Genomic DNA, 22,538 nt, shown 5'->3' on the forward strand with positions numbered 1-22,538 from the left:
CTCAGGACTCCTGCGTGTCGGTGAGGGCGTGCCCGAGCCGGTCGGCGCGGACGAGGATCTGGGCGAGGGCCGCGTCGAAGGCGGCATCGGTCCCGGTGCGCACGGGATCCGGCACGGACCAGTGGACCGCCGTACGGTCCAAACCGAGCGAGGTCTCGTAGGCGTTGTCGCACACCGCCACGACGAGGTCGTCGGGGCGAAGGACGTCGGCCACGTGGGCGGTGGGGTGCCCGGATAGGTCAAGGCCGTGGCGCCCTGCGGAGTCCACCGCTCCCGGGTGGACGGACGAGGCCGGGGCGGTGCCGGCCGAGGCGGCGGGTATGCCGCTGGCGCGCTCGAACGCTGCCCGGGCAAGGTGCGAACGCGCGGAGTTGTGGGTGCAGACGAACACGACCCGGGGCGCCCCCGGCATCATCGGCCGGCTCCCCACCACCTCGAGAACAGCGGGATCACCCAGCTCGAGGGCGACGTACGTGCGCCGTCGATCCCCCTCGGAGCGCGACCGTCGGACGACGCCAGCGGCCTGCAGGACCTTGAGGTGATGAGCGAGCAGGTTCGAAGCCATGCCGAGGCGACCAGACAGCTCACCGGGGGACAGGTCCCCGACGCCCAGAGCGTCGACGATCTCGACCCGGACGACGTCCCCGAGAGCGGCATGAAGCTCTGCACGCCGAGTTGCCTGCACTGTCACGAGAGCCAGGCAATCAGTCAGTGAACATTGAGTCAAGTCTGATGGAGCAATAGTTCGGCTCGACGGCACAGACCCCGCCAATCCGCCTTCTACCGCTCCAGGTCTGTGCTGGCGCGCACGGCCCCCGTGAGGTCGAGGTCGGGCGTTCCGTGGTTCGTGAGAACGCGGGCGCGCGGATGGTGTCGCGGGGTGCGAGGCCTTGTCGTGCGGTGGCCAAGGCGATGGCTGCCTCGCTGTTGGGGAACGGGTTGGGCCCCGCGGCGTGGGCGAGCTGGTGGGCGGTGGTGCGTGCTCGGACGAGGCGGTGCATCAGGTCGGGCTGCCACTCCGACTGAGGCGGCTGACGTACCCAGAGGGTGCTGGTGGCGCGTTCGTTGGGGTTGGTGACGAGCCAGCCGGCGGTGGCGAGCTGGTGGCGGGCGGCGCGATGGAGGGCGTCGACGACGGCGGGCTGGCTGCGGGCGATCGCGGCGGCGACCCGGGGCGCGTCGGGGTGCTCGGGGCTCATGGCGGCGACGTAGGTGAGCAGGAGCTGTGCCTGCTGCAGCGGTCGCTGGTCGCTGGTCGGTTCGATGGTCTGCAGCTGACGGGGCACCACGGCCTGCAGCTGCGCGAGCTGCGCGCGGGAGGCGCCGGCGATGCCGGTGTCGTCGGTGTCGCCGGTGAGGCGGGCGACGTGCTCGACGAGGCGGGCCTGGGTGCGGGCGAGCTGGGTGAGGTCGCGGGGGCTGATGGTGTGGGCCCGGTCGAGCAGCTCCACGGTGGCGTCCTGGGCGAGGGGGACGTGCACGGGGGCCTTGACCGCGGCGGGTCGGGTGAACGGCTGGCGCAGCGGGGCGACGTCGGGCAGGGGACCGCGGGCGGCGAGCTCGCGGGTGCGTTCTCCTGCTGCCCGGAGCCCGGCGGTGGTGGCGGCGGCGTAGCGGTCGGACAGCACGCCGGGGGTGATTCCGAGCTGGGCCTGGACGTCGACGCTCATCCGGGTCGCGGCGCGGGCGAGGTCCTCGTCGAGGTGCGCGAGGCCCTGGGCGATGGAGCCGACGTCGGCCATCAGCGACCACGCCTGGTGGCTGCGGGGACGTGAGGCGGGGTCCGCGGTGCCGGCTGAAACGGCCTACCCGGCTGACCGCCGGGCGACGGTCTGTTCCTTGTGGGCGTCGGCAGCGTCGTCCACAGCCTCCAGCGGTCCTGCCCGGTCCACAGCGGGAGGCGGCGGGCTGATCCCTTGTGATGCGGGTCTGCGTTGCTCGCCCTGACCACCACACCCAGGCGCCGCCCGTGACCGGGGCGGGGAGGAGCAGTCATGAACGCACCCGGAGACAAGGCCGTGGACCATCACGACCTCCTGGCCCTGCGCGCCCGCGCCGACGTGGGCGACTACCTGCGCGTCGCGGAGACGGAGAGGGCCCCCGGCTCGCTGGAGGGGCCCGCCCGGCAGCGCCCGGGTCACGACTCGCCGGTGGTGGTCTGCCTCGTCCACATCATCATGCTGGTCGATTCCGCGATCGCCGCTGAGAAGAGCCGGCCGGGCGGTGGTGATACGTCCTTCGTGCTGGGGATGGTGCTGATCGCGAGCAGGGCGGCGAACCTGCTCCCCGAGGGCTGTGGCGATGACGTTCTGCCGCCGGAGGTAGAGGGACTACAGGCGCCCGCCGGGGAGCCCCTCGGGCTTTTGTGCGCAGCCGAGGAGCTCACTCGGGTGCACGAGCCCGAGGACTTCGAGCCCGGCTACTCGGATCTGGTGGTGTCCCTAATCGATCTGATCCGGGACTGGACGCCGTGAAGGATGGCAGCGTCAGCCATGGGAGCAGCGACAGACCCCGGGGTGCCGGGTCGGCGCCTAGTGGGTCTCGGGATGCCGATCGGGTGCCCGAGGCATGGGCCAGCGACCGGCGGAGCGTGGGGGAGCTGGTGCGCTCGGCTGACCGGCTGTCACGGTCGATGCTTCACGACGTCACCGGTGATGACGCGCCGGCGCTGCTGCGGACCTGGGGGGAGACGGTGCAGTCCGCCGGAGACCTGTGGCGGGCACTCCCAGCCCCGGAGTGGACTGCGTCCGGTCAGCGTGACCACACGGTGATGACGCGCCTGGACACCCTCGCGCAGACGATGCACCGCAGCCAGGTCAGAGCCGGGTGGCCCGGAGAGGGGCCACTCGACGTCCGGCTGCTGCACATGGCGGAGACCTTCACGCGGGCAGCCGACCTGATCGAGCGCTACCACCGCCCGCGGCAGTCCGTCCACGCACTCAGCCCGGAGGTCCGGGCCGACGTGGAGGCGACGCGGGTCCGCGTGCTGCATGTGCTCAACGTCAGCGCTCACGCGATCGGTGTGGCAGTGCGCCGGCACGTCGACGACGAGTGGGTGCGCAACCACCGTTCCCGGAACGAGCGGGTGAAGCGTGCGCTCCCGCGCGGGCAGGAGGCGCTGGCCCGGCTCGAGGTGTTCGAGCGGCTGACCACGCACGCCGGGCCACGGTTGGCGCGGGCCAGCGCGGGCGAGCACGTCGACGGACCGCCTCGAGAGGGCCGGTTGCAGGAGGCGTTGGTGCGCTGGGACATCCACGCCCACCGTGCCGCCGCGTATTCGCCGACCCCGGCGACACTCGCGGTGATCTCAACCGCCCAGGTCGACCTGGCCAACGCGGTCGGAGTGGTGGTCCGGGCCGGGCTGGCCGCGGGCCAGCTAGTCGAGAGCGACGTGCGGCGCGTCGGGGCCTCGGCGGAGGCGACCGTGATCGCGTGGTCAGGGCTGGCGGATCGCTGGCAGGCGCTGACCGCTCCCACCACGCGACGCGTCGACCAGGACTTCCTCACCGCGGTGGGGGAGCTGCGGGCGGCGGTTCTGGAGATCACCCACGACAGGACGACCGTCGCCGACCCCCAGACCATCGCCGAGCGAGTCGATGTCCGCGACGTCGCCCACTCCCTGCAGGAAGGCCTCGCGGCGGCCGCGGATCTCGCGAACGTGGTCGGTGACGCCGCCCGCGACCCGAAGTTGCTCGCGCCGGCACGTGCGGTGCTCGCCATACACCGGACCCTGGACGACGGCACCGCAGGCTCAAAGAGACCCGGGTCGGAGCCGCTGGCCAGCCCCGTCGACCCCCGCGACGTCCAGAGCAACCGGCCGGTCGCCCTGTCTGCACTGGTCCGGGCAGACCTGGTGAAGGCTGCGGACGACACCGTCACCGCTGCGGGAACGGCCATGTCCGCCGCGTCGGTGCTCGAGCGGTCGCACGCAGGCCCCGCCGCCATGGCTGCCTCGGAGCGGCAGGCGGCCTCCCGCCGCCACGAACAGCGGGTCGTGCAGATGGTGCTGCCGCTACCGAGCGCGGCCTGGGCCCGATGAGAAGCCGGGCGGCCCTATGGTCGGCTGGTGGACAGCACCCCGGGCCTGCGTCCCGGTGCGCTGCGCGCGGCACGTCTAGCGGCCGGCCTCACCCAGCACGAGCTGGCTCGTCGCATCGAGGTCGCCGGCGGGGAGCGGATCGCCAGCTGGGAGCGGGGCGCCGTCGTCCCGCGAGCCCACCTCGTCCAGCGCCTCGTGCAGGTGCTGCAGGTCCCGGCCGAACAGCTGCTGGCGCCGAGCGAGGTCATGGGCCTTCGGCAGCTACGCGTTGCGGCCGGCCTGAGCGCGCGAGAGCTCGCAGACAAGGTGCACGTGTCCGTACCCACGCTGGCGCGCTGGGAGTCGGGCCGCTTCACCAGGCCCCTACGACACGAGGGCATCCGGCTCCTGGCGCAGTCGCTCGACGTCCCGGTCGAGCGCGTCCAGCAGGCACTTGCACCTTCATCACCCTCCCAGGACGCGTCCCCGGGTCAGGACACGGCCACCGGGAAGTGACCCGCCTCGTGAGCCCGGCGGGCAGTACCCCGCCCTGCGGACTGATGACCACCCGGACGGGCCTGACTCCTGATGTCTTGATCTGATCACGCTAGTGTGATTGGATCACCTTGACAGGTAGCGACCGCTAGCGGGATTTGGCGCCCTTGAGGGCAGTAAGAGCTCCGAGTCATGACGACTCGTGGCTATAGTCGTAGCGTTCCTGACGCACGGGGCGGGGGTCCCATGAAGCGCATCGTCAACTGCACGGCCGCCGCGGCAGCACTGAGCGTCGCGATGGTCCTGGGAGCGTGCACGAGCGGTGAACGGGACGGGCTGAATCTCGGAGACCCCACCGCCACCTCAAGCACCGCGGACTCCACCGTGGGTGCAGACCCCGCCCCGAGCAGCGCTGTCCCTAGTGCTTCGGTCCAGCCCAGCGCCGCCGTGGTGTCGGCGGAGGAGCAGGCAGTGCTCGACGCCTACCGCGCCTTCTGGGCTGCCCTCGACCAAGCCCAGGCCGACCCGCCGCGGTCTCAGGACTACCTGGCCCCCGTAGCCACGGGCGCGCAGTTCGAGCAGACCAACAGCGCGATCAAGGCGGACTTCCTCGCGGGGGAGGAATCGGTCGGTTCGCCGTTGCTGGCTCCCAGGGTCGCGTCCATCGACGGGGACATTGCGGTGGTCCACGACTGCCAGGACACGCGCGAGGCGGTGCGGCGGGACGTCGAGACGGGGGAGGTGCTGCTCGTCGGGATGGCTGAAGACTCCGTGGAGTCGACCCTCAAGCGGGTGGACGGCACTTGGAAGGTGGCCGGCACCACGTACCCCGAGCCCGCCGGGGTGTTCTGCTGATGCGTCTATCGACTATCACTCGTGCCGTCGAACTCACCACCGCCCTGGTGCTGCTGCCGATGGCTGCGGCGTCATCTGACCCTCCGGTAGGGCGAGGTGGCACTGATGGCGACACGGTGGAGACCGTGGTGACGGCGCCCGGTGCTCCGGCGTCCAATGGGCGGGGCGGCGGGGCAGTTCAGGCAGGGCGTTCGGGGTCCGGCGGTGCGCGGGCCTGCACCTACACGGGAGTGACCCCGGCAGAGGCTCTGGCTGCCGGCATGCGGTCCCCGGACGACGGGGGCGTCGACAACGTGGAGCGGGTCGAGGGGTCCTACGTGAGCCGGGACTGTACAGCCTCTGGCGGGGGGCGGGCTGTGCTCTGGGTGCCGGCCGGTGACGGTGCCGTGCCGGCGGGGGTGCCAGCCGTCACCGCCGCGATGCTCGCCCAGGAGGCGCGGAACTCCCTGCAGCTGCCGACGCCTGCGGTGGGGGTCAACCCCGACGGCTTGAACGGCAACCCGGCACTGGTCAACCTGCCGACCTGGTGGTGGGTAACCAACGCTGAGCCCCTGACGCAGCGCACGGCGGTGGGTCCGGTCTGGGCAGAGGTGAGCGCGCAGCCGGTGACGTCGGTGTGGGTGACCAGCGAGGGAGACCGGTCCGAGTGCGCCGGCCTCGGCTTTGCGTGGGCCCGGGGGATGGACGACCACGAGCGAGGGTCGTGCTCGCACACCTACCGCCAGGCCGACGCGGGCGAACAGGCCGAGGTCCAGGTGGTGTGGCGGGTGAGCTGGGTCGGTTCCGGCGGAACCAGCGGCACGTTGGACCCCTTCACGATGACGGCCAGCCAGGCGGTGCCGGTCTACGAGCGGCAGGCCATCGTCACGGCCGTGGACTGAGCCTCACCCTTCAGCACCGACCCCGCCTGCACCACACCAGTCCTCAGCCCCTTCGTCCACCGACCTCGACCCGAAGGAAGGCCGTTGACCATGTCGTCTGCGACTTCGTCCTCGCCCCACGCCCGTCCCCGGGTGGCGTCGGCGGCGAGCGGCTCCCGCCCGTCCGGCCCGTCACCGACGACCCGGGCCCCCCGGGGGGCCCGGGGCGGCAGCCGGGCCGCGTTGGCTGTGCTGCTGATCGTGGCCAGTGCCGCCATCGGCGCCGCCCTGTACCTGGCGGGAGACGACCGCACCCAGGTGGTGGTCGCTGCTCGAGACATCCCGGTAGGAACAGTGATCAGCGCCGCGGACCTGGTCGCCGCGGAAATGTCAGGGGAGGGCATCGGGAACGTCGCCGGGTCGGACGCCCGCCTCCTGCTCGGGCAGAGCGCGACCACCCGCATCCCTGCCGGTGCTCTGCTGCACACCGACATGTTCGACCTGGCGCCCCCGCCGGGGCAGGGCAAGGTCGCCATCGGGCTCGCGCTCGGCGCTGGACAGCTGCCTGCTACCGAGCTCGCCCCGGATCGGCTGGTGCAGATCGTCCAGGTCCCCGCCGCGGCCGACGCGGCGGCCCAGGACCCCATTGGCACGGTGCTGGTAGGTGAAGCACTCGTGCTGTCGGTAACCGCCGACCCCTCCGGCGCCTGGTTGGTCACCGTCGCCGTGGACCGCGACGACGCGCCGGCGGTCGCCGCTGCGGCCGCTGCGGGCCGGACCACCCTGGTCATGCTCCCGGTTGCCGCCGCCAGCACGAACAACAGCACGAACAACAGCACGAACAACAGCACGAACAACAGCACGAACAACAGCACGGACGTCGGCACCGGCGACGGCACGGCCGGCACGGGGACGGACGGCGCCGCCGACGAGGGTCAGGGGTGAGCGGGTCGTGCTGATCGCGGTGATGGCTGACAAGGGGGCACCGGGGGTGACCACCTCGTGCCTGGTGCTGGCGCTCGGATGGCCTCGACCGGTGCTGCTGGCCGAGTGCGACCCCGCCGGGGCGGACCTGCCGTGGCGGGTCAACGGGACCAGCGGACCCCTGGTGCAGGGCGTCGGGATGGTGTCGCTGGCCACGTCCAGCCGTGGGGTGGCCGGGGGCCACCGGCGGGTGTGGGATCACGTGCAGCGGCTGGACGGTGGCCTGTCCGTGCTCGTTGGCCCCCAGGCGCCGGAGCAGGCAGAGGCCATGGGCGGCGCCTGGGGCACCATCGCCGACCTGCTCGCCGGCGTGACCGACCCGGACGAGACCGCCGGGACCGGGGTGGCGGGCGAGGTCGACGTCGTCGCCGACTGCGGGCGGCTGCTGTCCAGGTCGTCCCCCGCTGCGGCGGTGCTGCAGCGCGCTGATCTGGTGGTTTTGGTGACCCGGCCGACCGTGTCAGGGGTGGCTCACGCCCGCCACGGCCTGGGCGTAGCCGCCCGGGTGCTGAACGACGCCCCGAGGGCGGGGTCGGGTCTGGACCGGTTGGCGGTGCTGGTCGTGGACGACCCGCGCAGCCCCGGCAGCCGGAAGGTGCAGCAGCGGGAGGTCGGTGAAGTCCTCGACGGGACGCCTGGCCTGCAGGACGTCCCCGTCGTGGGGGTGCTGGCCCACGACCCGCGCGCCGCGGCCGCCCTGGCCGGGCTGTCGCCGAGCGGGCGCGGTCTGGACCGCTCCCCGCTGCTCTTGACTGCTCGCTCCGCGGCCGCGACCCTCGCGGCCCGCGCTCAGTCCCTCACCGCAACCACGCAGGTGCGGTCGTGAACCTCGCCGAGCGTGCCCTGGCCGACAGCGGGGAGACCCCGGTCGTGGACCACGGACTGGTGGGCCGCCTGCGTGGCGTCGTGGTCATGCAGATGGCCGAGGAGCGGCGTCGTCGCCTCGATGCGGGAGAACAGGAGCTGACCCGCGACGACGAACGACGACTCGGCAGGTCCCTGCTGATCCGAGCTCTGTCGCAGCGTCGCACGGAGCAGGTCGATGCCGGGGTGCCCCTTCCCGCGGAGACCGAGGACGACGCGGTCCTCGCCGCGGCGTTCGCTGCGCTGTTCGGCCTGGGCCGGCTGCAGAACCTGCTCGAGGACCAGGACCTCTCGGAGATCAACATCAACGGTCACGACTCCGTCTGGCTGACGTCGGTCGACGGGACGAAGCGGGCGGGGGCGCCGGTCGCGAACTCGGACGAGGAGCTCGTGGAGTGGGTCCGCAACGCGGCCACCTACAGCGGCACGTCCTCCAAGCCCTGGGATGTCACGAACTGGAAGATCGAGATGGCCCTGCCCGACGGGTCACGCCTGGTGGGTGCCCTCGGCTGCTCCCCACGCCCGATCGTGTCCATCCGGCTGGCCCGCTGGACCGACTTCACGCTGGACGACCTGCGCGCCAAGGGCGACTTCGACCACCGCCAGCAGGTGCTGCTGCAGGCCATGGTGGCCGCCCGGATGAACGTGATCATCAGCGGGCAGACCCGTTCCGGGAAGACGGTCCTGCTGCGGGCCATGGCGAGCGAGATCCCTCCGCAGGAGCGGATCGTCACCGTCGAGCACTTCCCCGAGCTCGGCCTTGACCGGGACCCGGTGGCCCACCCGGACTGCATCGCGCTGGAGGAGCGCAAGCCCAACGCCGAGGGTCGCGGTGCGATCACCCTGGCCGACGCGGTGGAGACCTCCCGGCGGATCAACCCCGACCGTCTCATCGTCGGGGAGGTGATGGGCCCGGAGATCGTCGACATGCTCGAGGCGATGACGCAGGGCAACGACGGCGGCTTCACCACCATCCACACCCGCTCCGCCCGTGAGGTCCCTGCGCGGATCGCGCTGTACGCCTCCCGCGTCGGCATGGACCGGGTCGCGGCCCTGTCCCTGACTGCGGCCGCGGTCGACTTCGTGGTGCACATGCACCGGGAGGACCTACCTGACGGGCGCATCGCGCACTACGTGTCCTCGATCGTGGAGGTCGGCCCCTTCGACGGCCAGCAGGTGGTCACCAGCGAGATCTTCCGCGCACCGCCCGGCAGCCGCCGGGCCGTCCCGGCCGCTGCGGTGTCCCCGGAGCGGACCGCTGCGCTGCGTGCGTGCGGCTGGGAGGACACGGTCGACCATCTGGACGACTACCGCGAAGACGAATCCCTCGGCGACGACCGCAGCGAGCAACGCGGTGACGGTCGTGGCCGTGTCGATGGCCGTGTCGATGGTCAGGTCGATGGTCAGGTCGAGCACCGGGCGGGGGGGATCTGGTGAGCTGGCAGCTGGTGGCTGCGGTTCTCGCCGGAGCCGGGTGCGGCACCGGCTTGTGGTTGCTGGCGGTCCCCGCGCCGGCACGTTCCACCGCTGAGCCGGGGATGCTGCTCCGGCTCAAGGTGTTCCTGTCGGGGCCGGCCGGGCTCCGCGTCGCGATCGGCGTCGGAGTCGGGCTGGTGGTGCTGGTGGCGACCCGGTGGGTGCCCGTCGCTGCCGCGTCCGGTGTCGCTGTGATCGTCTGGCCGGCGATGTTCGGTGCCGCAGCTGAGCAGCGTGTGATCATCGCGCGCCTGGAGGCGCTGGCCTCATGGGTGGAGGCCCTGCGCGACGCGGTGGCCACCAGCCGAGGTCTGCCCGAGGCGCTGCCGGCGGCCTCGGCCCGGGCACATCCCGCCATCGCCGGTCCCCTGCAGGAGATGACGGCCAGGATGGCGGCCCGCGAGCCTGTCGAGGCGGTGCTCCGACGGCTCGCGGACGACCTGGACGACCCGATCGCCGACCAGGCCATCGCTGCGCTGGTCTTGAACTACCGCGTCCAGGGCCGCGAGCTGAAGACGGCCCTGACAGGGCTGGCCGCCGCGACCCGACGGGAGGTCGAGACCCGCCGCACGGTGGAGTCCGACCGCCGTTCCACCCGCCGGGCCGTCAGCGTGATCCTCGTTGCCACCGTCGCGGTGATGGTCCTCATGGCGGTGTTCGCCCGGGACTACGCCGCCCCCTACGCCACCCCCACCGGGCAGGCGGTCTTGGTCCTGGTCGTGGGCTTGCTCGGCGCTGGTCTCACCGTGATCCGCAGCCTGTCGCGGTACGCCACACCGGACCGGTTTCTCATCGGCAGCCCGATCGAACGCAGCCAACCCGCACGCAGTCAGCCCGTGGGTGGTGGTGCTCGGTGATCGCCGCTGCCACCGCCGGTGCCCTGTTCGGCGCAGGTCTGCTGCTGCTGCTGAGCTGGGCCAGGTTCCGACCGGGCCTCACCGCACAGTTGCGCCGTGTCGAGAACGCCGGAGCCTCCGGTGGTCCCATCGGGGGGTCCCAGCCGGTTGCGGTAACTGGGCTGTCAGGCCGGGTCGGTGCCTTCGAGGGTCTCCTGCGGCGGCACGTCGGATCGCTTGCGGATCGGGTGACCGACGCCTCGGTGCGCGCCGACCTCGACCTGCTCGGGGTAGACCCGCAGACTCACGCAGCCCGGCAGGCACTGCTGGGGATCAGCGTGCTGGTGCTGACCCCTCTGCCTCTGCTAGGTGCGGCCACCGTGCTTGGCCTGCCGTGGCTGGCCGCCGGGTGGGTTGGCGTCTTCGCCGCCACCGCAGCCGTGATGGTGCCGAACCTGCGGGTCCGCAACCGTGCAGCGCGGTTGCGCCGCACGTTCATCAGCACCCTCACGTCCTACCTGGAGCTGGTGTCGATGCGTGTCGCCAGCGGCTCCGCGGTCGCGGAGGCCTTGCGCGACGCCTCCCACGTCGGCTCCGGGTACGGGTGGCGTCGGCTGCGGGACGCCCTCAGCAGCGCCCGCCTGTCCGGCGAATCGCCGGCGGCCGGCCTGGGCCACCTCGGTGAGGAGATCGCCGTCCCCGAGCTCACAGAGCTCGCGTCCCAGCTCGGCCTCGTCGAGGCCACCGGTGTCCAGACAGAGGCCACCCTGCGCTCCAAGGCCGAGGCGCTGCGCGAGCGGCAGCGCATCGAGCTGCACGGCCACGCCAACGCCCGCAGCCAGACCCTCGTCCTCGGACAGATCCTGCTCGCCGCCGCCTACATGGTCCTCGTCGGCTACCCGGCCCTCGCGGTCGTCATCAGCCTCTGAGCCGCTCAGACCCCTACGGACACCCGGAACCGCAACACCCACCACGCACCCGCTCGACAAGCACCCGACGAGAGGAAAACACCATGCGCACCCCCACCCGGACGACGACCGACACCACCCAGCGGGGCCCGGCCCTGGCCGTCGCGATGACCCTGGCCGTCGCGATGACCCTGGCCGTCGCGATGACCCTGCTCCTCCCCACCCTCCTGGCGGGGCTGAATGCCCGGACCCGTCGCATGGCACAGATGCACGACGAAGGCGCCTCCATCGTTGAGTGGCTATTGATCACGACGCTGGTCATCGGTGCCGCGATCGCCATCGGCGGCATCGTGATCACCAAGTTCACCACCAAGGCCAACGAGCTGGACCTGACGACCCCCTGACAGACGGCCCAGAACCTCGAGCCCCACCACCCACCCGGGCAGAGCCGCGCCACCTGCCGACGTCCCTACCGGTCGAGGAGCACCCATGACGGAACGCACGATGCGCCGCTCACGGCGGCTCGGACGGTCACGCCGGCGCCCCGGTGATGCCAGGGACACCGGCTCCAGCGTCGTCGAGCTCATCGGGCTGACCCCGCTGGTGGTCGTGCTCACCCTGGGCACGGTGCAGGTGGGGCTCTGGATGCACGAGCGCCAGCTGGTGACAGCGGCGGCGCAGGAGGCCGCCCACGCAGCTGCGGCAGCCGACCTCACGCCCGCCCAGGCCACCTCCCTGGGTGAGTCGGCGGCGGGTCGTCTGCTCGGCGACAGCGACGCCGTGCAGCTGGGGGCGGTCACCGTCGTGCGGGGCAGCGACGTCGCGACGGCGACCGTCACTGCGGTCGGGCTGTCTATGGTCCCGGGGGTCGACCTGAAGGTGACAGGCGTGGCCAGCAGCAGCGTCGAACGCTTCGTGGGTGCCCCGTGACCGGCCGCCGCACCCCACGCCGCCAGCGTCGTGAGCAGAGTCGTGATCGGCGTGCCCGGGGCCATGGCGATGCCGGCTTCTCCACCGCGGAGGTGCTCCTGATCGTGCCGGTGATCGTCGTGGCCCTGCTGCTCGTGGTCGCAGCAGGGCGGGTGGAGCAGGCGCGCCTACAGGTCACCGGTGCTGCCCGTGACGGGGCTCGCGCCGCCTCCCTGGCCCGGAGCGTGCCGGCGGCCCTGTCGCGGGCCGAGACGGCCGCCGACGTGGCCCTGTCGCAGGAGTCCGTCACCTGCGGCTCTGGGCCCGAGGTGCTCGTCGACGTCACTCGCTTCACCCCCGGAGGTCTGGTCGAGGTCACCGTGACCTGCCGAGCGCGCCTGGGCGACCTCGGCCTGCCTGGCCTGCCCGCCACGAAGACGCTGACGGCGACCGCCGCCAGCCCGGTCGAGCAGTACAGGTCCCAGCCATGACCCCGTCCAGCATGACCCCGTCCACCAAGACCCCGTCCACCTTGACCCCGTCCAACGCTTCTCCGACCAGGACCGGCTCGGTGGGGCCCCGACGACGCCCGCCTGGCCCGACGCCGGAGGGTGCGGCTTCCCGCGTCGGTGGGGGTGACCGGGGCTCGGCGACCGTGTGGACGATCCTCATGGTCCCCGCGCTGGTGTTCGGGACGGGGTTGGTCGTGGACGGTGGACGGGCGATCACCGCCCGCCAGGAGGTGATCGGGCTGGCCTCGGAGGGCGCCCGGGCCGCCGTGGACCGGATGGACGTCGAAGGGTTCCGCGAGCAGGGAGCGGTCAGGGTCGTTGCTCCGGGCGCCGCTCAGGCGGCGTGCACCTGGATCGGGCAGTACCGTCCGGACGCCTCGTGTGCCGCCACCGTGGGTCCGGAAGGGCAGGTGGACGTCACGGTGACGATCACCTACCGCCCCGTCATCCTCGGCGCCGTCGGCGTGGGGACGCAGGTGGTGTCCGCCACCGTCGGTGCCAGACCCGCGATCGGTGACACGCGGGAGGTGAGCCTCCCGTGAGGACGGTCACCGGCCAGGACCGTGCACGTCAGGTCGTGGCTGGGGCAGTCCTGTCAACCGCGGTACTGGGTGTCCCGGCCCTCCTGGGCGTGCTGGTGGGCTGGCCTCTGCCGAGCAACATGCCAGAGCTCACCGGGCTGACCGGGCTGGCGACCCGGCCCTTGCCGGGCAGCGCCGTCCTCGCCGTCCTCACCGTCGTCGCGTGGCTGGCTTGGGCGCACTTCACCGTCAGCGTCCTGGTCGAACTGGTCAACGCGACCGCGCGCCGCGGCCGCCCTCAGTTCCGGCTACCCCTGTGGGGACCCAGCCAGGACCTCGCCCGAAACCTGGTAGTGGCCCTGCTCCTTGTGGGTGCCGCAGCGCCACTGACAGCCGGTCCCACAGCGGCTACAGCGATGGCAGCCTCGGCTGCGGAGCAGGCGATGACGGCGCCCGGCGCACCGGCTCTCACCGTGAAAGGGCCAGCCGCGACAGGGCCCGACGAGTCCGGACCGACGCAGAGAACTCTGCCCGCCGGGCCGGTCGACGTGCTGCCCGGGCACGTCGGGCGCAGTGACACGACGATTTCGGTGCCGGACCCCGGAGCGGTCGACGGCGTCACCGCGGCCGCCACCAGGGCGTACCTGGTCAAAGCGCCGGCGGCAGGCCGCTACGACTGCCTGTGGCGCATCGCGGAGGACGAGCTCGGTGACGGCGCCCGCTGGGCCGAGATCTACGACCTGAACGTCGCCCTCCCGCAGCCGGACGGTTCGGCCCTGAGCGACCCCGACATCATCAAGCCCGGGTGGCAACTGCGGATGCCCGCCGATGCGGCGCACCTGCCGGCCTGGACTCCCACCACCATGGGCACCGGCACCGACACGACCGACGTATCTCCCGGGTCGCCCGCCCCGCCGGGACAGCACGTCGTCACAGCAGGGGAGTCCCTGTGGGAGATCGCCGAGAGCGAGCTGGGAGACGGGAACCGTTTTCCCGAGCTCGCCGCCGCCGCGTCGGGGGTGCCACAGCCCGACGGCCAGGAGCTGACAGACCCGGACGTCATCCGCCCGGGGTGGGTGATCCCTGTCCCCGCCGTCACCGAGACCACCAACAACCCCGTCGCGCCTGCACCCGCACCGACGCCGGCGCCGGTGCTCAAGGACCTGCCGTCCGCTCCCGACGTTGCCCTACCTGAGGCACAAGGCCCCGCAGGGGATCGCGGGGGTCTCCCGGCCGTCGGCGACGCGGCCCTGCCCGGGACAGGCCAGGGCGCCGTCGAGCGGAGCGGGCGAGCTGATGACCGGAACGAGGCGGGGCGTACGACCCCAGCAGCCGGGACCCTCGAGGTCGGGCCGGTCGTCGAAGCAGGCGACGACGCCGAGGATGACGCCGATGCCGTCTCTAAAGACGTAGACCCGGCCTGGCTGGTCACAGGGCTGTCCGGGGCGGGGACCGTCCTCGCGGCCGGCATGCTGCTGCTGCTGCGGCAGCGGCGCCGTGGGCAGGCCCGCGCCCGCCGCCCGGGTCGCGCTCTCACACTTCCCGGGCCTGCCCTGTTCCCGACCGAGCGGAGCGTCCTCCTCAGCGAACCTGCGGTGGAGGTCGTGGCGAGGCTGGACGAGATCCTCCGGCGACTGGGAACGGCCTGCGGCATGTCCGGTGAGCCGTTGCCCGCGGTGGCCGCGGTCGCGCTCGACGAGGCCGGCATCGTCCTGCACCTGAGCAGACCGACCGTGCTACCTGCCCCCTGGAGCGGCAGCACCGACGGGCTGCGGTGGCTGATCCCCCCGACGGCCGACGCCACCGAGGTCGGTCCGCTGGAGGTCGACCAGCCCGCCCCCTTCCCCGTCCTGGTCACGGTGGGAGCCGATGAGACCGGGGCCACGTGGCTGCTGAACCTGGAGGGTCTGGGTGCGGTGCGCGTCGTCGGCGACACCGACCGCGCCTTCGCCCTCGTCCGGTACATGGCGGCCGAGCTCGCGTGCAGCCTCTGGTCGGACGGGGTGCGAGTGGAGTGCGTGGGGGTGGGGGAAGAACTGAGCGCGATGAACCCGGACCGGCTGCGCATCCACGACAACGGCGACACCACAGGTGACCGGGTCGCCGCTGACCGGGTCGCCGGTGACCTGTTCGCCGGTGACCTGTTCGCCGGTGCCGTGGCGACCATCGACCGCGGCGCCGCCCTCGGGCTGGACGTGCCGGAGGCCCGCGCCCGGCAGGCCGGGGACGACAGCTGGCCGGCCCGAGTCCTCCTCATCGACGCCAGCCGCCGCACGCCTGCACTGGACGAACTCACGGCGTTGCTGCAGGCGCACCCGGGCAGGACGGGGACCAGCGTCGTCCTGCTCGAGGCGGGAGGGGCCGACAACGCGGAGCCGGGGGATGCAGAACCGGGGGATGCAGAACCGGGGGACGCAGAGCTTGGGGATGCGGCGTCGCGGGACGTGAGCGGCGTGCGACATTCGGTCCGCCCGGCGAAGGGCTGGTCCGGCAGTGCCGTGGTGGTTCGGGTAGGCGCCTCCGGCCGGCTGGTCCTTCCTGTGGTGGGCTCCCAGCTCACCGCGGTAGGCCTGTCGAGCCAGGAAGCCCACGGCTGTGCTGCCCTCTACGCGGTCGGGGGTCTCGACACGCCCATGCCCACCACCGCCGCAGACGGCGGCGCCGCCGACGGTTGGCGTTCCTGGGCCGATGACGCCGGCTCCATCAGGGACGAGCACACCCTTCCGAGGCACGACACCCCTGACCTCGTGGACCGGACGATGGGAGCGGGGGCCGCCTCGGCGGCCCGCCCCGGCCCCGACACGCCGGCACGCCGCTCCCAGCACCTCGGCGACGACGTTGCGGCCGACCACAATCACGACCCTGAAACCGAAGTCGCGGGCATCGGCCCGGACGAGGAGAAGGGTCGGCCCGCCGGCGTCCTCCAGCCGCAGTCGCTGCTGCCCATGCGGGACGAGGAGTACCTCGTCGTGGCGGCCACCACGCCGCAGGACCTGGACGCCTTGGCCCCGCAGGTCTCGGTCCAGGTCCGTCATGCCGTCGCTGAGGCCGACCCTGGCCTGGACGCCGACGTGGACGCCTGGTTCTCCGACACCTGCGAGCTTCCCCGCCTCACGCTGCTGGGCCCGATCGGTGCCCGCACCCGGGGTACGCCGGTCACCAAGCGCAAGCCGTACTGGACCGAGCTCCTCGCGTTCCTGGCCACCCGCCCCCACGGGGCCACGCCCGAAGAGGTCGCAGACGCCTTCGGTATCACGGCGACGAAGACTCGCGACTACGTCCGGGTGGTCCGGGACTGGCTCGGCACGAACCCACGGACCAGAAACCCTCACCTGCCCGACGCCCGGCTGTCAGCAGCCGGCCGGCTCCGCGGCGTCGGGGTCTACCAGGTGGAGGACCTCCTCGTGGACGCCGACCTGTTCCGGCGTCTGCGGCTGCGGGGCGAAACCCGCGGCGCGGCCGGTATCGCCGACCTCCGCACCGCGCTCAGCCTGGTCAGCGGGCCGCCGTTCGACAAGCAGCGCCCGGGCGGCTGGAGCTGGCTGGTCGAGGGAGACCGGCTCGACCAGCACATGCTGTGCGCGGTCGTCGACGTCGCGCACCTGGTAGCCACCCACCTGCTGCAGGTCGGCGACCTGCCCGCCGCCCGGGCCACCGCGGAGCTCGCCGCCACGGCGGCGCCGTACGAGGAGATCCCGCGCCTGGACCTGGCCGCGGTCGCCGCAGCCGGAGGGCATCCGGAGGCCGCGGAGCAGATCGTCCGGGGGCAGGTGTGCAACCGCAGCGACGACGGCGGCCCGCCCGACGAACTGCCCGAACGGAGCCAGCAGATCATCGACCGCCACGGCTGGCTGTCACGCGGCACCCGCGCCAGCTGACAAGGCCGGTACCCGCCCGCCCCGCCACCCGACCACCGGGGGTTGCGCCAACCCTCTCGTCGCGGGACCCGACGAGTTGGGGGACGTGGCCTGACCTGCGACGACACCTGTCCCCCCGTGACGTCCCCCCCTGCGTCCCCCCCGCGTCCCCCCTGCGTCCCCCCGTCCGTGACGGGGCCGGGGGGACGAAACCGGGGACGTCTGCTCGGCACCTTGCCGCCACATCCACGTGGCGGGAGGAGCCCCATGAGCGTCGCCGAACACCTCGGTCTGGACGATCCGGACACCAGCGACCTGATGCACCAGGCGCAGCGTCGGTGGCCGGACTGGGCCCAGGAGGACCCCCGCCTGGCCGGCCTGCCCGGCCCGCTGCAGGTACCCGCGTGGACGCTGGCCGCAGACCGCGCCCAGGCCGACGACGTCCTGCACGCCCTGGCGTCCCTGGCGGCCGTGGACGGCGGGAACGACCCCGCCGCGGCCACCACCTTGTGCTGGAGCCTGCTGCCGGCCGCGGTGTCCGTGGCCAACGAGCTCCGCGGCCTCACCCCGTCCGTCGACGAAGCCGTCGCCGCCCAGCTCTGGGTTGAGGTCCGGACGTTTCCCTGGCAGCGGCTGCGCAAGGTCGCGGCAAACATCCGCGCCAACACCCGCGTCGGGGTGCTCCGCCAGTGCGACGACCGCCCGCTGGGGCGGCCCGTCGACCGCACCTGGTCCGCGACCTGCCCGGTCGACCCCTCCGCTGCGTTCTGGGCCGGCATGAACGACCCCAGCTGCTTCGAGCCGGAGGCGGCCGCGGCGGACGAGCTGGTGGACGTCCTGCGGTGGGCGTGCACAAGGGACGTCATCAGCAGCGAGGACCGCGACCTGCTGCTGAGCCTGATGGAGGCCGCGGCCCGGAACCCGGTAGGCCGCCGCCGCCGCGGTGGCGAAGGTCTGATGTCCAACGCGTTGAGCGAGGAGGTCGCCCGCGGCTGGGGTGTGTCACCGGTGACGGTGCGCCGACGCACCCGACGCAGCGTCCAGGCCCTCGCGCAGGCCTGCCGTGACGGCCGCTACAGCGACGCCGCATGACCAGCGCCGACCCCCTCGCCGGCCGCCCCGCCGGCCACCTGGTCGGCCGCTCCGCCGGCGGCCCAGACGGTGACCGCCGGACCCGCCCGCGTGCCTTGAGGGCGGTGGAGGTGATCGACATGGACGAGCGTGCGGACGAGCGGGCCACGGCGGAGGTGGCACGGCTCTTCGAGATCGTCGGCCGCGAGGGCGAGGCGATCGGGCAGCTCGATGGCTGCGTGAGCCTGCTGCGGGACGTGCAGCAGGCGAAAGCCGAACTCGGCCGCCTCACCCCCACCCAGCTGCGCGCCGGCCTGCGGTACCGGCAGGCGCTGCTGCGCGCGGACACCGCATGAACGCCACCACCGCCACCACCGCCACCAACCCCACCACCGCGTTCGCAACGCCGGGCCAGGGTCTACCGGGACCTGCCGGTCGTCCGCACCGGCCGGCGGTGTCGGTGCCGGAGCTGAGGCGTGCCTGGGCAGCGGTACAGGCGGGCGCCTACCGCGCAGGGACCGACGCCCCGTGGGCGGGAGACCCGGTGACGATCTGGTCGGACACCCGAGCCCAGGACGACCCGACGGGCCAGACCGCGAACGGCTGGCCCGGGACGTGGGAGAAGGCGGTCGGCGAGCGGGTACTACCGGTGCTCGGCTGCACCGGAGCCTGCGGGGCGTCCACCGTGGCCGTCGCGGTCGCGACCGCCGCCCTGGGGGGCGCCACCGGAACCCCATCGGGCACCGCGGTCCGGGTGGTGGAGTGCAGCCCTCCCGCCGCCTCCGGGGTAGCTGCGGCCAGCGCCTCCGAGCTCGGCCGGGACCCGTCGGGCTGGCTGCGGGGGCAGCGAGGGGACCTGCTGCTCGAGCGGATCGCGGACGACGTGGACGCCGCGGACGGGGTGCCTCTCCCCTCCCCGTTCCCCACCGCCGGCCTCACCGCCGGCCCGGCAACGTCCAGGTCCGACCTCGCACTTACCGCCGTGCCCAGCGTCATGCCCCCGGGCGGGGGTGGACTGACCGTCCTGGACGTCGGCTGGGACCTGCAGCACGTCCTGGCCCGGCCCTCCTGGCTCCGAGACGAGGTGACGACCCAGGAGGACCTCCTCCTGGTCACCACGGCGACCGTGCCAGGGCTGCGGCGCCTGGAGGTCCAGCTGGACCTGCTCGCCGACCTTGGCCGCACCGTCCACGCCGCCGTCATCGGGCCTCGCCGGCGCCGCTGGCCCCGCGCAGTCGCGCACGGTCTCGGCCCGCACACCCGCGCCCTGGACGAGGCCGGCCGGCTCGGCGAGGTCCCCCACGACCGCGGGCTGGCGGTCCTCGGGCTCAGCCCCGCCCCGTTCCCGACGGCCCTGCTGCGGGCGGCCGCCCGGCTGCTGCCCCCCACCACCCCTACCCAAGGAGTCACGCCATGACCCGCCACCTGCCCACCGTCACCGACCTGCTCGCCCTCTCCACGGACTCCACAGCGACCCAGGTGCTGGCGGCGGTGTGCCCTGTCGCCCCTGGCAACGCCCAGCAGTACATCGACGAGATCATGGGCTACGTCCTATGGGGCGTCCTGATCATGTTCAGCGTCGGCGTGATCATCGGGATCGGCGCCATCGTCGCCGGGCGCATCTTCTCCATGCCCCACGCCAGCAAGGCCGGCGTCGTCAGCATCGTCGTCATGTTCGCCGCGGGCATCGGCTACCTGGTCCTGCCCGGAATGGTGGACGGGTTCATGGGCGACGGCTGCGTGGCTGCGACCCTGCCCGGGCTCGTGACTGTCCCGGTCGCATGAGCCGTCTCGGCGTGACCGCCACCCGCGCCGGGGACACCGAGACCTGGAGCCGGCAGCGGCTGCTCGGTGTCCTCACCGCGGTCGCCGTCACCGCCGTCCTGCTGGCGGCCGGGCTCGGCTACACCGTCTACCTGGCCGTGGCGGGCGGTACGTCCACAGCCACAGCCACAGCCACCGCGTCCGGAGCGCACGGCCGCACCGACGACACCCAGGCCCGCCGGGACCGGATCGCGGCCGCACCGATGCTCGCGGTCGCCCCCGGTGACGCCCAGCCGGCCGTGCCCGCTGCCACCGTCGGACCGGTCCTCGTCATCCCGCCGGCTACGACCGTCGGACCGGCGGACGTCCCCTCGGGCTTCCCCCGCACACCAGAAGGGGCCGTCGCCCAGCTCGCCGCGATCGAGACGTCCGTGTTCCAGGCGATGTCGATCCCGCTGACCGAGCAGATCCACCAGCAGTGGGTCCTCGATCCCGGCACCGATCCCGGGACCGGCACCGACCCGACAGGCACCGCGGCAGCCGAGGACCACGCCGCCGTCGGTGCCGCAGAGCTGGCGGGCTGGGAGATCACCCGCCATGTCCAGTCGTTCCTCGGCACCGCGCAGATGGGGCCGGAGAAGGACCTGACCACGACCGTCACCGTTACCCCGGCCGCCGCCCAGGTCAAGGGCGTCGACGGGTCGGAATGGGTCCTGGCGTGCGTGCTGCTGGAGGTCCGCGCCGTCATCGTCACCGAAGCCCGCCTCGGGTTCGGGCACTGCGAGCGGATGCAGTGGCACGAGGGGCGATGGGTCATCGACCCCGGCCCCGCGCCCGCCCGCGCCCCGTCCACCTGGCCCGGCAGCCAACGCAGCCTCGACGCCGGCTGGCGCACCTGGGTGCAGGCGGACCCCGAGACCACCACCGGACGAGGGGACGACAACGTCCTCCCGCCGTCCACAGGTCCCGGCGCTCCGTGGCTGGATGGCGGCTCCGGGGGCGATGACGGTGCTTGAGGAGTGGTTCGACCCGTTCGGGGTGCTCGCGGGCACGGCCGGGAAGATCGTGACCGACGCCTGGACGGTCGCCATGCTGGCGATGTGGAACGCGGGGCTGTGGGTGCTCCGGATGGTGCTGTACCTGATGGACGCCTTCGTCACCCCCGACCTGCGGGCAGACGGGCCCGGCGCGGAGCTGTACCGGACGACGCTCTGGCTGGCGGGTGCGCTGGTGCTGCTCATGGGCATGCTCCAGCTGGGTGTCACCGCCGCCCGCCGCGACGGGCAGAGCCTCGCCCGGGTAGGCATCGGCTTCGCTCAGTTCGCCGTGGTCTGGGGCGGGTGGCTGAGCTACATCGTGGCCCTGGTCGCCGCCTGCGGCGGTCTCACCCGCGCCCTGATGCAGGCCCTGCTGGACGTGACGTCATGGTCGGCGTGGAAGCCGTTCGAGGACATCGCCCTGCAGGACGTCGTCGACGGCACCGTCGCCACCGTCCTGGGGTTGTTGGGGTTGCTGCTGTGCTTGGCCGCGCTCGGTCACCTGCTGGTTATGCTCACCCGTGCCGGCGCGCTCATGGTGCTCGCTGCCACCGCGCCGATCGCCGCTGCCGGCCTGCTGTCCGACGCCGGACGGGCGTGGTTCTGGAAGAGCCTGCGCTGGACCCACGCTGCTGCCCTGAGCCCCGTCCTCATGGTCCTGGTCCTCGGGGCCGGCGTGCAGGCCACCACCGGCGTCGCCAACGGCCTGGCGGACGGGACCATGGCCGCGATCGGTACCGCCATCCCTGGAGTGCTGCTCATCCTCATCGCCTGCTTCTCCCCGCTGGCGCTGTTCAAGCTGCTCGCCTTCGTCGACCCGGGCACCTCCTCCGGTGCGGCGCTGCGTCGAGGGCTGGCCGTATCCGGGGGCGTGCAGGGCCTGCTGGGCGGCGGGTCCTCCAGCGGCGTCGGTGCGGGCTCCGGAGGTGGGGCCTCGGTGCAGGCCTCGGACGGCGGCCGTTCCTCCGGGGAGTCCGCGGGGGAGGACGTGACCAGCGCCCGCTTCGGCCAGGCCGAGCGTGGCTGGCTCAGCAGTGCGGGTGGGGCCCTAGGAACCGCGGCCGCCTCCGGGCTAGGCCTGATGCAGCGAGCCGGGACCGCTGGCGCCGCGGTCGGTGCCGACGCCGCCAGCCAGATGGGTGTCGGCAGCTCCAACTATTTCCCTGACCCCGGGGAGCGACCCCATAGCAACCGAACCGGTAGCGGTGGCACCTCGACCGACCGAGGACCTGGTCGCGGAGGCAGCCGAGGCAACCAAGGCGGCGACCCGACCAGCTCCCCGGACGTCGACGGCACCGGCGGCTCGGGCGGCGCCCCCGCTGCAGGGAGCCCGGCCAGCGCACCCGCACGGTCCTCAGCGTCCACACCGCCGGCCCAGGCTCCGCCCGTACCCGCCGCACCGGCGCCCGCAGGGCCCAGCAGCGCCGGCGGAACCGTCGCCGGAAGTGCAGGTGCAGGTGCAGGTGCAGGTGCCGGGGCCGGTGCAGGTGCCGGGGGGGCGGCGGCGGCCGTGCCCATCGTCCCCGTCTGAGACGTGACCGGCGGTCCAGCCCGGCTGCTCGGCGACACCC

The 22,538-nt window shown here is 73.1% G+C and carries 24 protein-coding genes; 22 read left to right on the plus strand and 2 right to left on the minus strand.

The window, feature by feature from the left end; all coding sequences use genetic code 11:
* Position 1: 1 nt before the first annotated feature.
* Positions 2–625 (minus strand): arsenate reductase/protein-tyrosine-phosphatase family protein, encoded by a 624-nt coding sequence (locus tag WCS02_RS01170; protein ID WP_340288655.1) that lies wholly within the window; start codon positions 623–625, stop codon positions 2–4.
* Here WCS02_RS01170 and WCS02_RS01175 point away from each other — a divergent pair.
* On the plus strand, positions 539–715 hold the full coding sequence (locus tag WCS02_RS01175) for a hypothetical protein (protein ID WP_340288658.1): 177 nt from the start codon (positions 539–541) through the stop codon (positions 713–715). The two genes, WCS02_RS01170 and WCS02_RS01175, sit on opposite strands and share 87 nt — an antisense overlap.
* On the opposite strand, the gene WCS02_RS01180 is transcribed toward WCS02_RS01175, so the two are convergent.
* On the minus strand, positions 705–1,742 hold the full coding sequence (locus WCS02_RS01180; protein ID WP_340288490.1) for a hypothetical protein: 1,038 nt from the start codon (positions 1,740–1,742) through the stop codon (positions 705–707). The genes WCS02_RS01175 and WCS02_RS01180 overlap by 11 nt on opposite strands.
* 252 nt (positions 1,743–1,994) lie before the next feature.
* On the opposite strand from WCS02_RS01180, the gene WCS02_RS01185 reads away from it, so the two are divergent.
* The 21 genes from WCS02_RS01185 to WCS02_RS01285 all read left to right on the plus strand — a co-directional run bounded on the left by WCS02_RS01185 (position 1,995) and on the right by WCS02_RS01285 (position 22,498).
* Positions 1,995–2,474, plus strand: coding sequence for a hypothetical protein (locus WCS02_RS01185; protein ID WP_340288493.1), 480 nt, complete (start codon positions 1,995–1,997; stop codon positions 2,472–2,474).
* Between the two features lie 488 nt (positions 2,475–2,962).
* Entirely contained in the window at positions 2,963–4,039 is a 1,077-nt protein-coding gene (locus tag WCS02_RS01190) for a hypothetical protein (protein WP_340288496.1), read from the plus strand.
* 27 nt (positions 4,040–4,066) lie between these two features.
* Positions 4,067–4,534, plus strand: coding sequence for a helix-turn-helix transcriptional regulator (locus WCS02_RS01195; protein WP_340288499.1), 468 nt, complete (start codon positions 4,067–4,069; stop codon positions 4,532–4,534).
* Positions 4,535–4,759: 225 nt separating this feature from the next.
* Complete coding sequence (locus WCS02_RS01200) at positions 4,760–5,368, plus strand: hypothetical protein (protein ID WP_340288502.1); 609 nt, start codon at positions 4,760–4,762, stop codon at positions 5,366–5,368.
* Between the two features lie 260 nt (positions 5,369–5,628).
* Positions 5,629–6,249, plus strand: a complete 621-nt coding sequence (locus tag WCS02_RS01205) for a hypothetical protein (RefSeq protein WP_340288505.1) — start codon at positions 5,629–5,631, stop codon at positions 6,247–6,249.
* Between the two features lie 240 nt (positions 6,250–6,489).
* Positions 6,490–7,173, plus strand: a complete 684-nt coding sequence (locus tag WCS02_RS01210; RefSeq protein ID WP_340288508.1) for an SAF domain-containing protein — start codon at positions 6,490–6,492, stop codon at positions 7,171–7,173.
* A 22-nt stretch (positions 7,174–7,195) separates the two neighbouring features.
* The gene (locus WCS02_RS01215; RefSeq protein WP_340288511.1) at positions 7,196–8,038 is read left to right on the plus strand and encodes a MinD/ParA family ATP-binding protein; all 843 of its coding nucleotides are present in this window, start codon (positions 7,196–7,198) and stop codon (positions 8,036–8,038) included.
* The gene (locus tag WCS02_RS01220; RefSeq protein ID WP_340288514.1) at positions 8,035–9,513 is read left to right on the plus strand and encodes a TadA family conjugal transfer-associated ATPase; all 1,479 of its coding nucleotides are present in this window, start codon (positions 8,035–8,037) and stop codon (positions 9,511–9,513) included. Before WCS02_RS01215 ends, WCS02_RS01220 begins: the two co-directional genes overlap by 4 nt.
* A gap of 101 nt (positions 9,514–9,614) precedes the next feature.
* Entirely contained in the window at positions 9,615–10,409 is a 795-nt protein-coding gene (locus WCS02_RS01225; protein ID WP_340288516.1) for a type II secretion system F family protein, read from the plus strand.
* The gene (locus WCS02_RS01230; protein ID WP_340288519.1) at positions 10,406–11,317 is read left to right on the plus strand and encodes a type II secretion system F family protein; all 912 of its coding nucleotides are present in this window, start codon (positions 10,406–10,408) and stop codon (positions 11,315–11,317) included. The genes WCS02_RS01225 and WCS02_RS01230 overlap by 4 nt, the downstream gene beginning before the upstream one ends.
* Before the next feature lie 83 nt (positions 11,318–11,400).
* A complete protein-coding gene (locus WCS02_RS01235; protein ID WP_340288522.1) occupies positions 11,401–11,700 on the plus strand; it encodes a hypothetical protein in 300 nt (99 codons plus the stop codon).
* Positions 11,701–11,785: 85 nt separating this feature from the next.
* On the plus strand, positions 11,786–12,226 hold the full coding sequence (locus tag WCS02_RS01240; protein ID WP_340288525.1) for a TadE family protein: 441 nt from the start codon (positions 11,786–11,788) through the stop codon (positions 12,224–12,226).
* A complete protein-coding gene (locus WCS02_RS01245) occupies positions 12,223–12,696 on the plus strand; it encodes a TadE/TadG family type IV pilus assembly protein (protein WP_340288528.1) in 474 nt (157 codons plus the stop codon). The genes WCS02_RS01240 and WCS02_RS01245 overlap by 4 nt, the downstream gene beginning before the upstream one ends.
* Positions 12,697–12,860: 164 nt before the next feature.
* Positions 12,861–13,259 carry a pilus assembly protein TadG-related protein gene (locus tag WCS02_RS01250; protein ID WP_340288531.1) on the plus strand — a complete coding sequence of 133 codons (399 nt, stop codon included), beginning with the start codon at positions 12,861–12,863 and terminating at the stop codon, positions 13,257–13,259.
* Positions 13,260–13,828: 569 nt separating this feature from the next.
* Positions 13,829–17,116, plus strand: coding sequence for a hypothetical protein (locus tag WCS02_RS01255; protein ID WP_340288534.1), 3,288 nt, complete (start codon positions 13,829–13,831; stop codon positions 17,114–17,116).
* 246 nt (positions 17,117–17,362) lie between these two features.
* Complete coding sequence (locus WCS02_RS01260) at positions 17,363–18,187, plus strand: hypothetical protein (protein ID WP_340288537.1); 825 nt, start codon at positions 17,363–17,365, stop codon at positions 18,185–18,187.
* 104 nt (positions 18,188–18,291) lie between these two features.
* A complete protein-coding gene (locus WCS02_RS01265) occupies positions 18,292–18,522 on the plus strand; it encodes a hypothetical protein (RefSeq protein ID WP_340288540.1) in 231 nt (76 codons plus the stop codon).
* Positions 18,519–19,583: a hypothetical protein gene (locus WCS02_RS01270; protein ID WP_340288543.1), complete on the plus strand. Its 1,065-nt coding sequence runs from the start codon at positions 18,519–18,521 to the stop codon at positions 19,581–19,583. The genes WCS02_RS01265 and WCS02_RS01270 overlap by 4 nt, the downstream gene beginning before the upstream one ends.
* Entirely contained in the window at positions 19,580–19,951 is a 372-nt protein-coding gene (locus tag WCS02_RS01275; protein ID WP_340288546.1) for a hypothetical protein, read from the plus strand. The genes WCS02_RS01270 and WCS02_RS01275 overlap by 4 nt, the downstream gene beginning before the upstream one ends.
* Positions 19,948–20,946 carry a hypothetical protein gene (locus tag WCS02_RS01280; RefSeq protein ID WP_340288549.1) on the plus strand — a complete coding sequence of 333 codons (999 nt, stop codon included), beginning with the start codon at positions 19,948–19,950 and terminating at the stop codon, positions 20,944–20,946. The genes WCS02_RS01275 and WCS02_RS01280 overlap by 4 nt, the downstream gene beginning before the upstream one ends.
* A complete protein-coding gene (locus tag WCS02_RS01285; protein WP_340288552.1) occupies positions 20,933–22,498 on the plus strand; it encodes a hypothetical protein in 1,566 nt (521 codons plus the stop codon). The genes WCS02_RS01280 and WCS02_RS01285 overlap by 14 nt, the downstream gene beginning before the upstream one ends.
* The last annotated feature ends 40 nt before the right edge of the window (positions 22,499–22,538 follow it).

The sequence above is a fragment of the Aquipuribacter hungaricus genome (assembly GCF_037860755.1).
Taxonomy (GTDB): domain Bacteria; phylum Actinomycetota; class Actinomycetes; order Actinomycetales; family JBBAYJ01; genus Aquipuribacter; species Aquipuribacter hungaricus.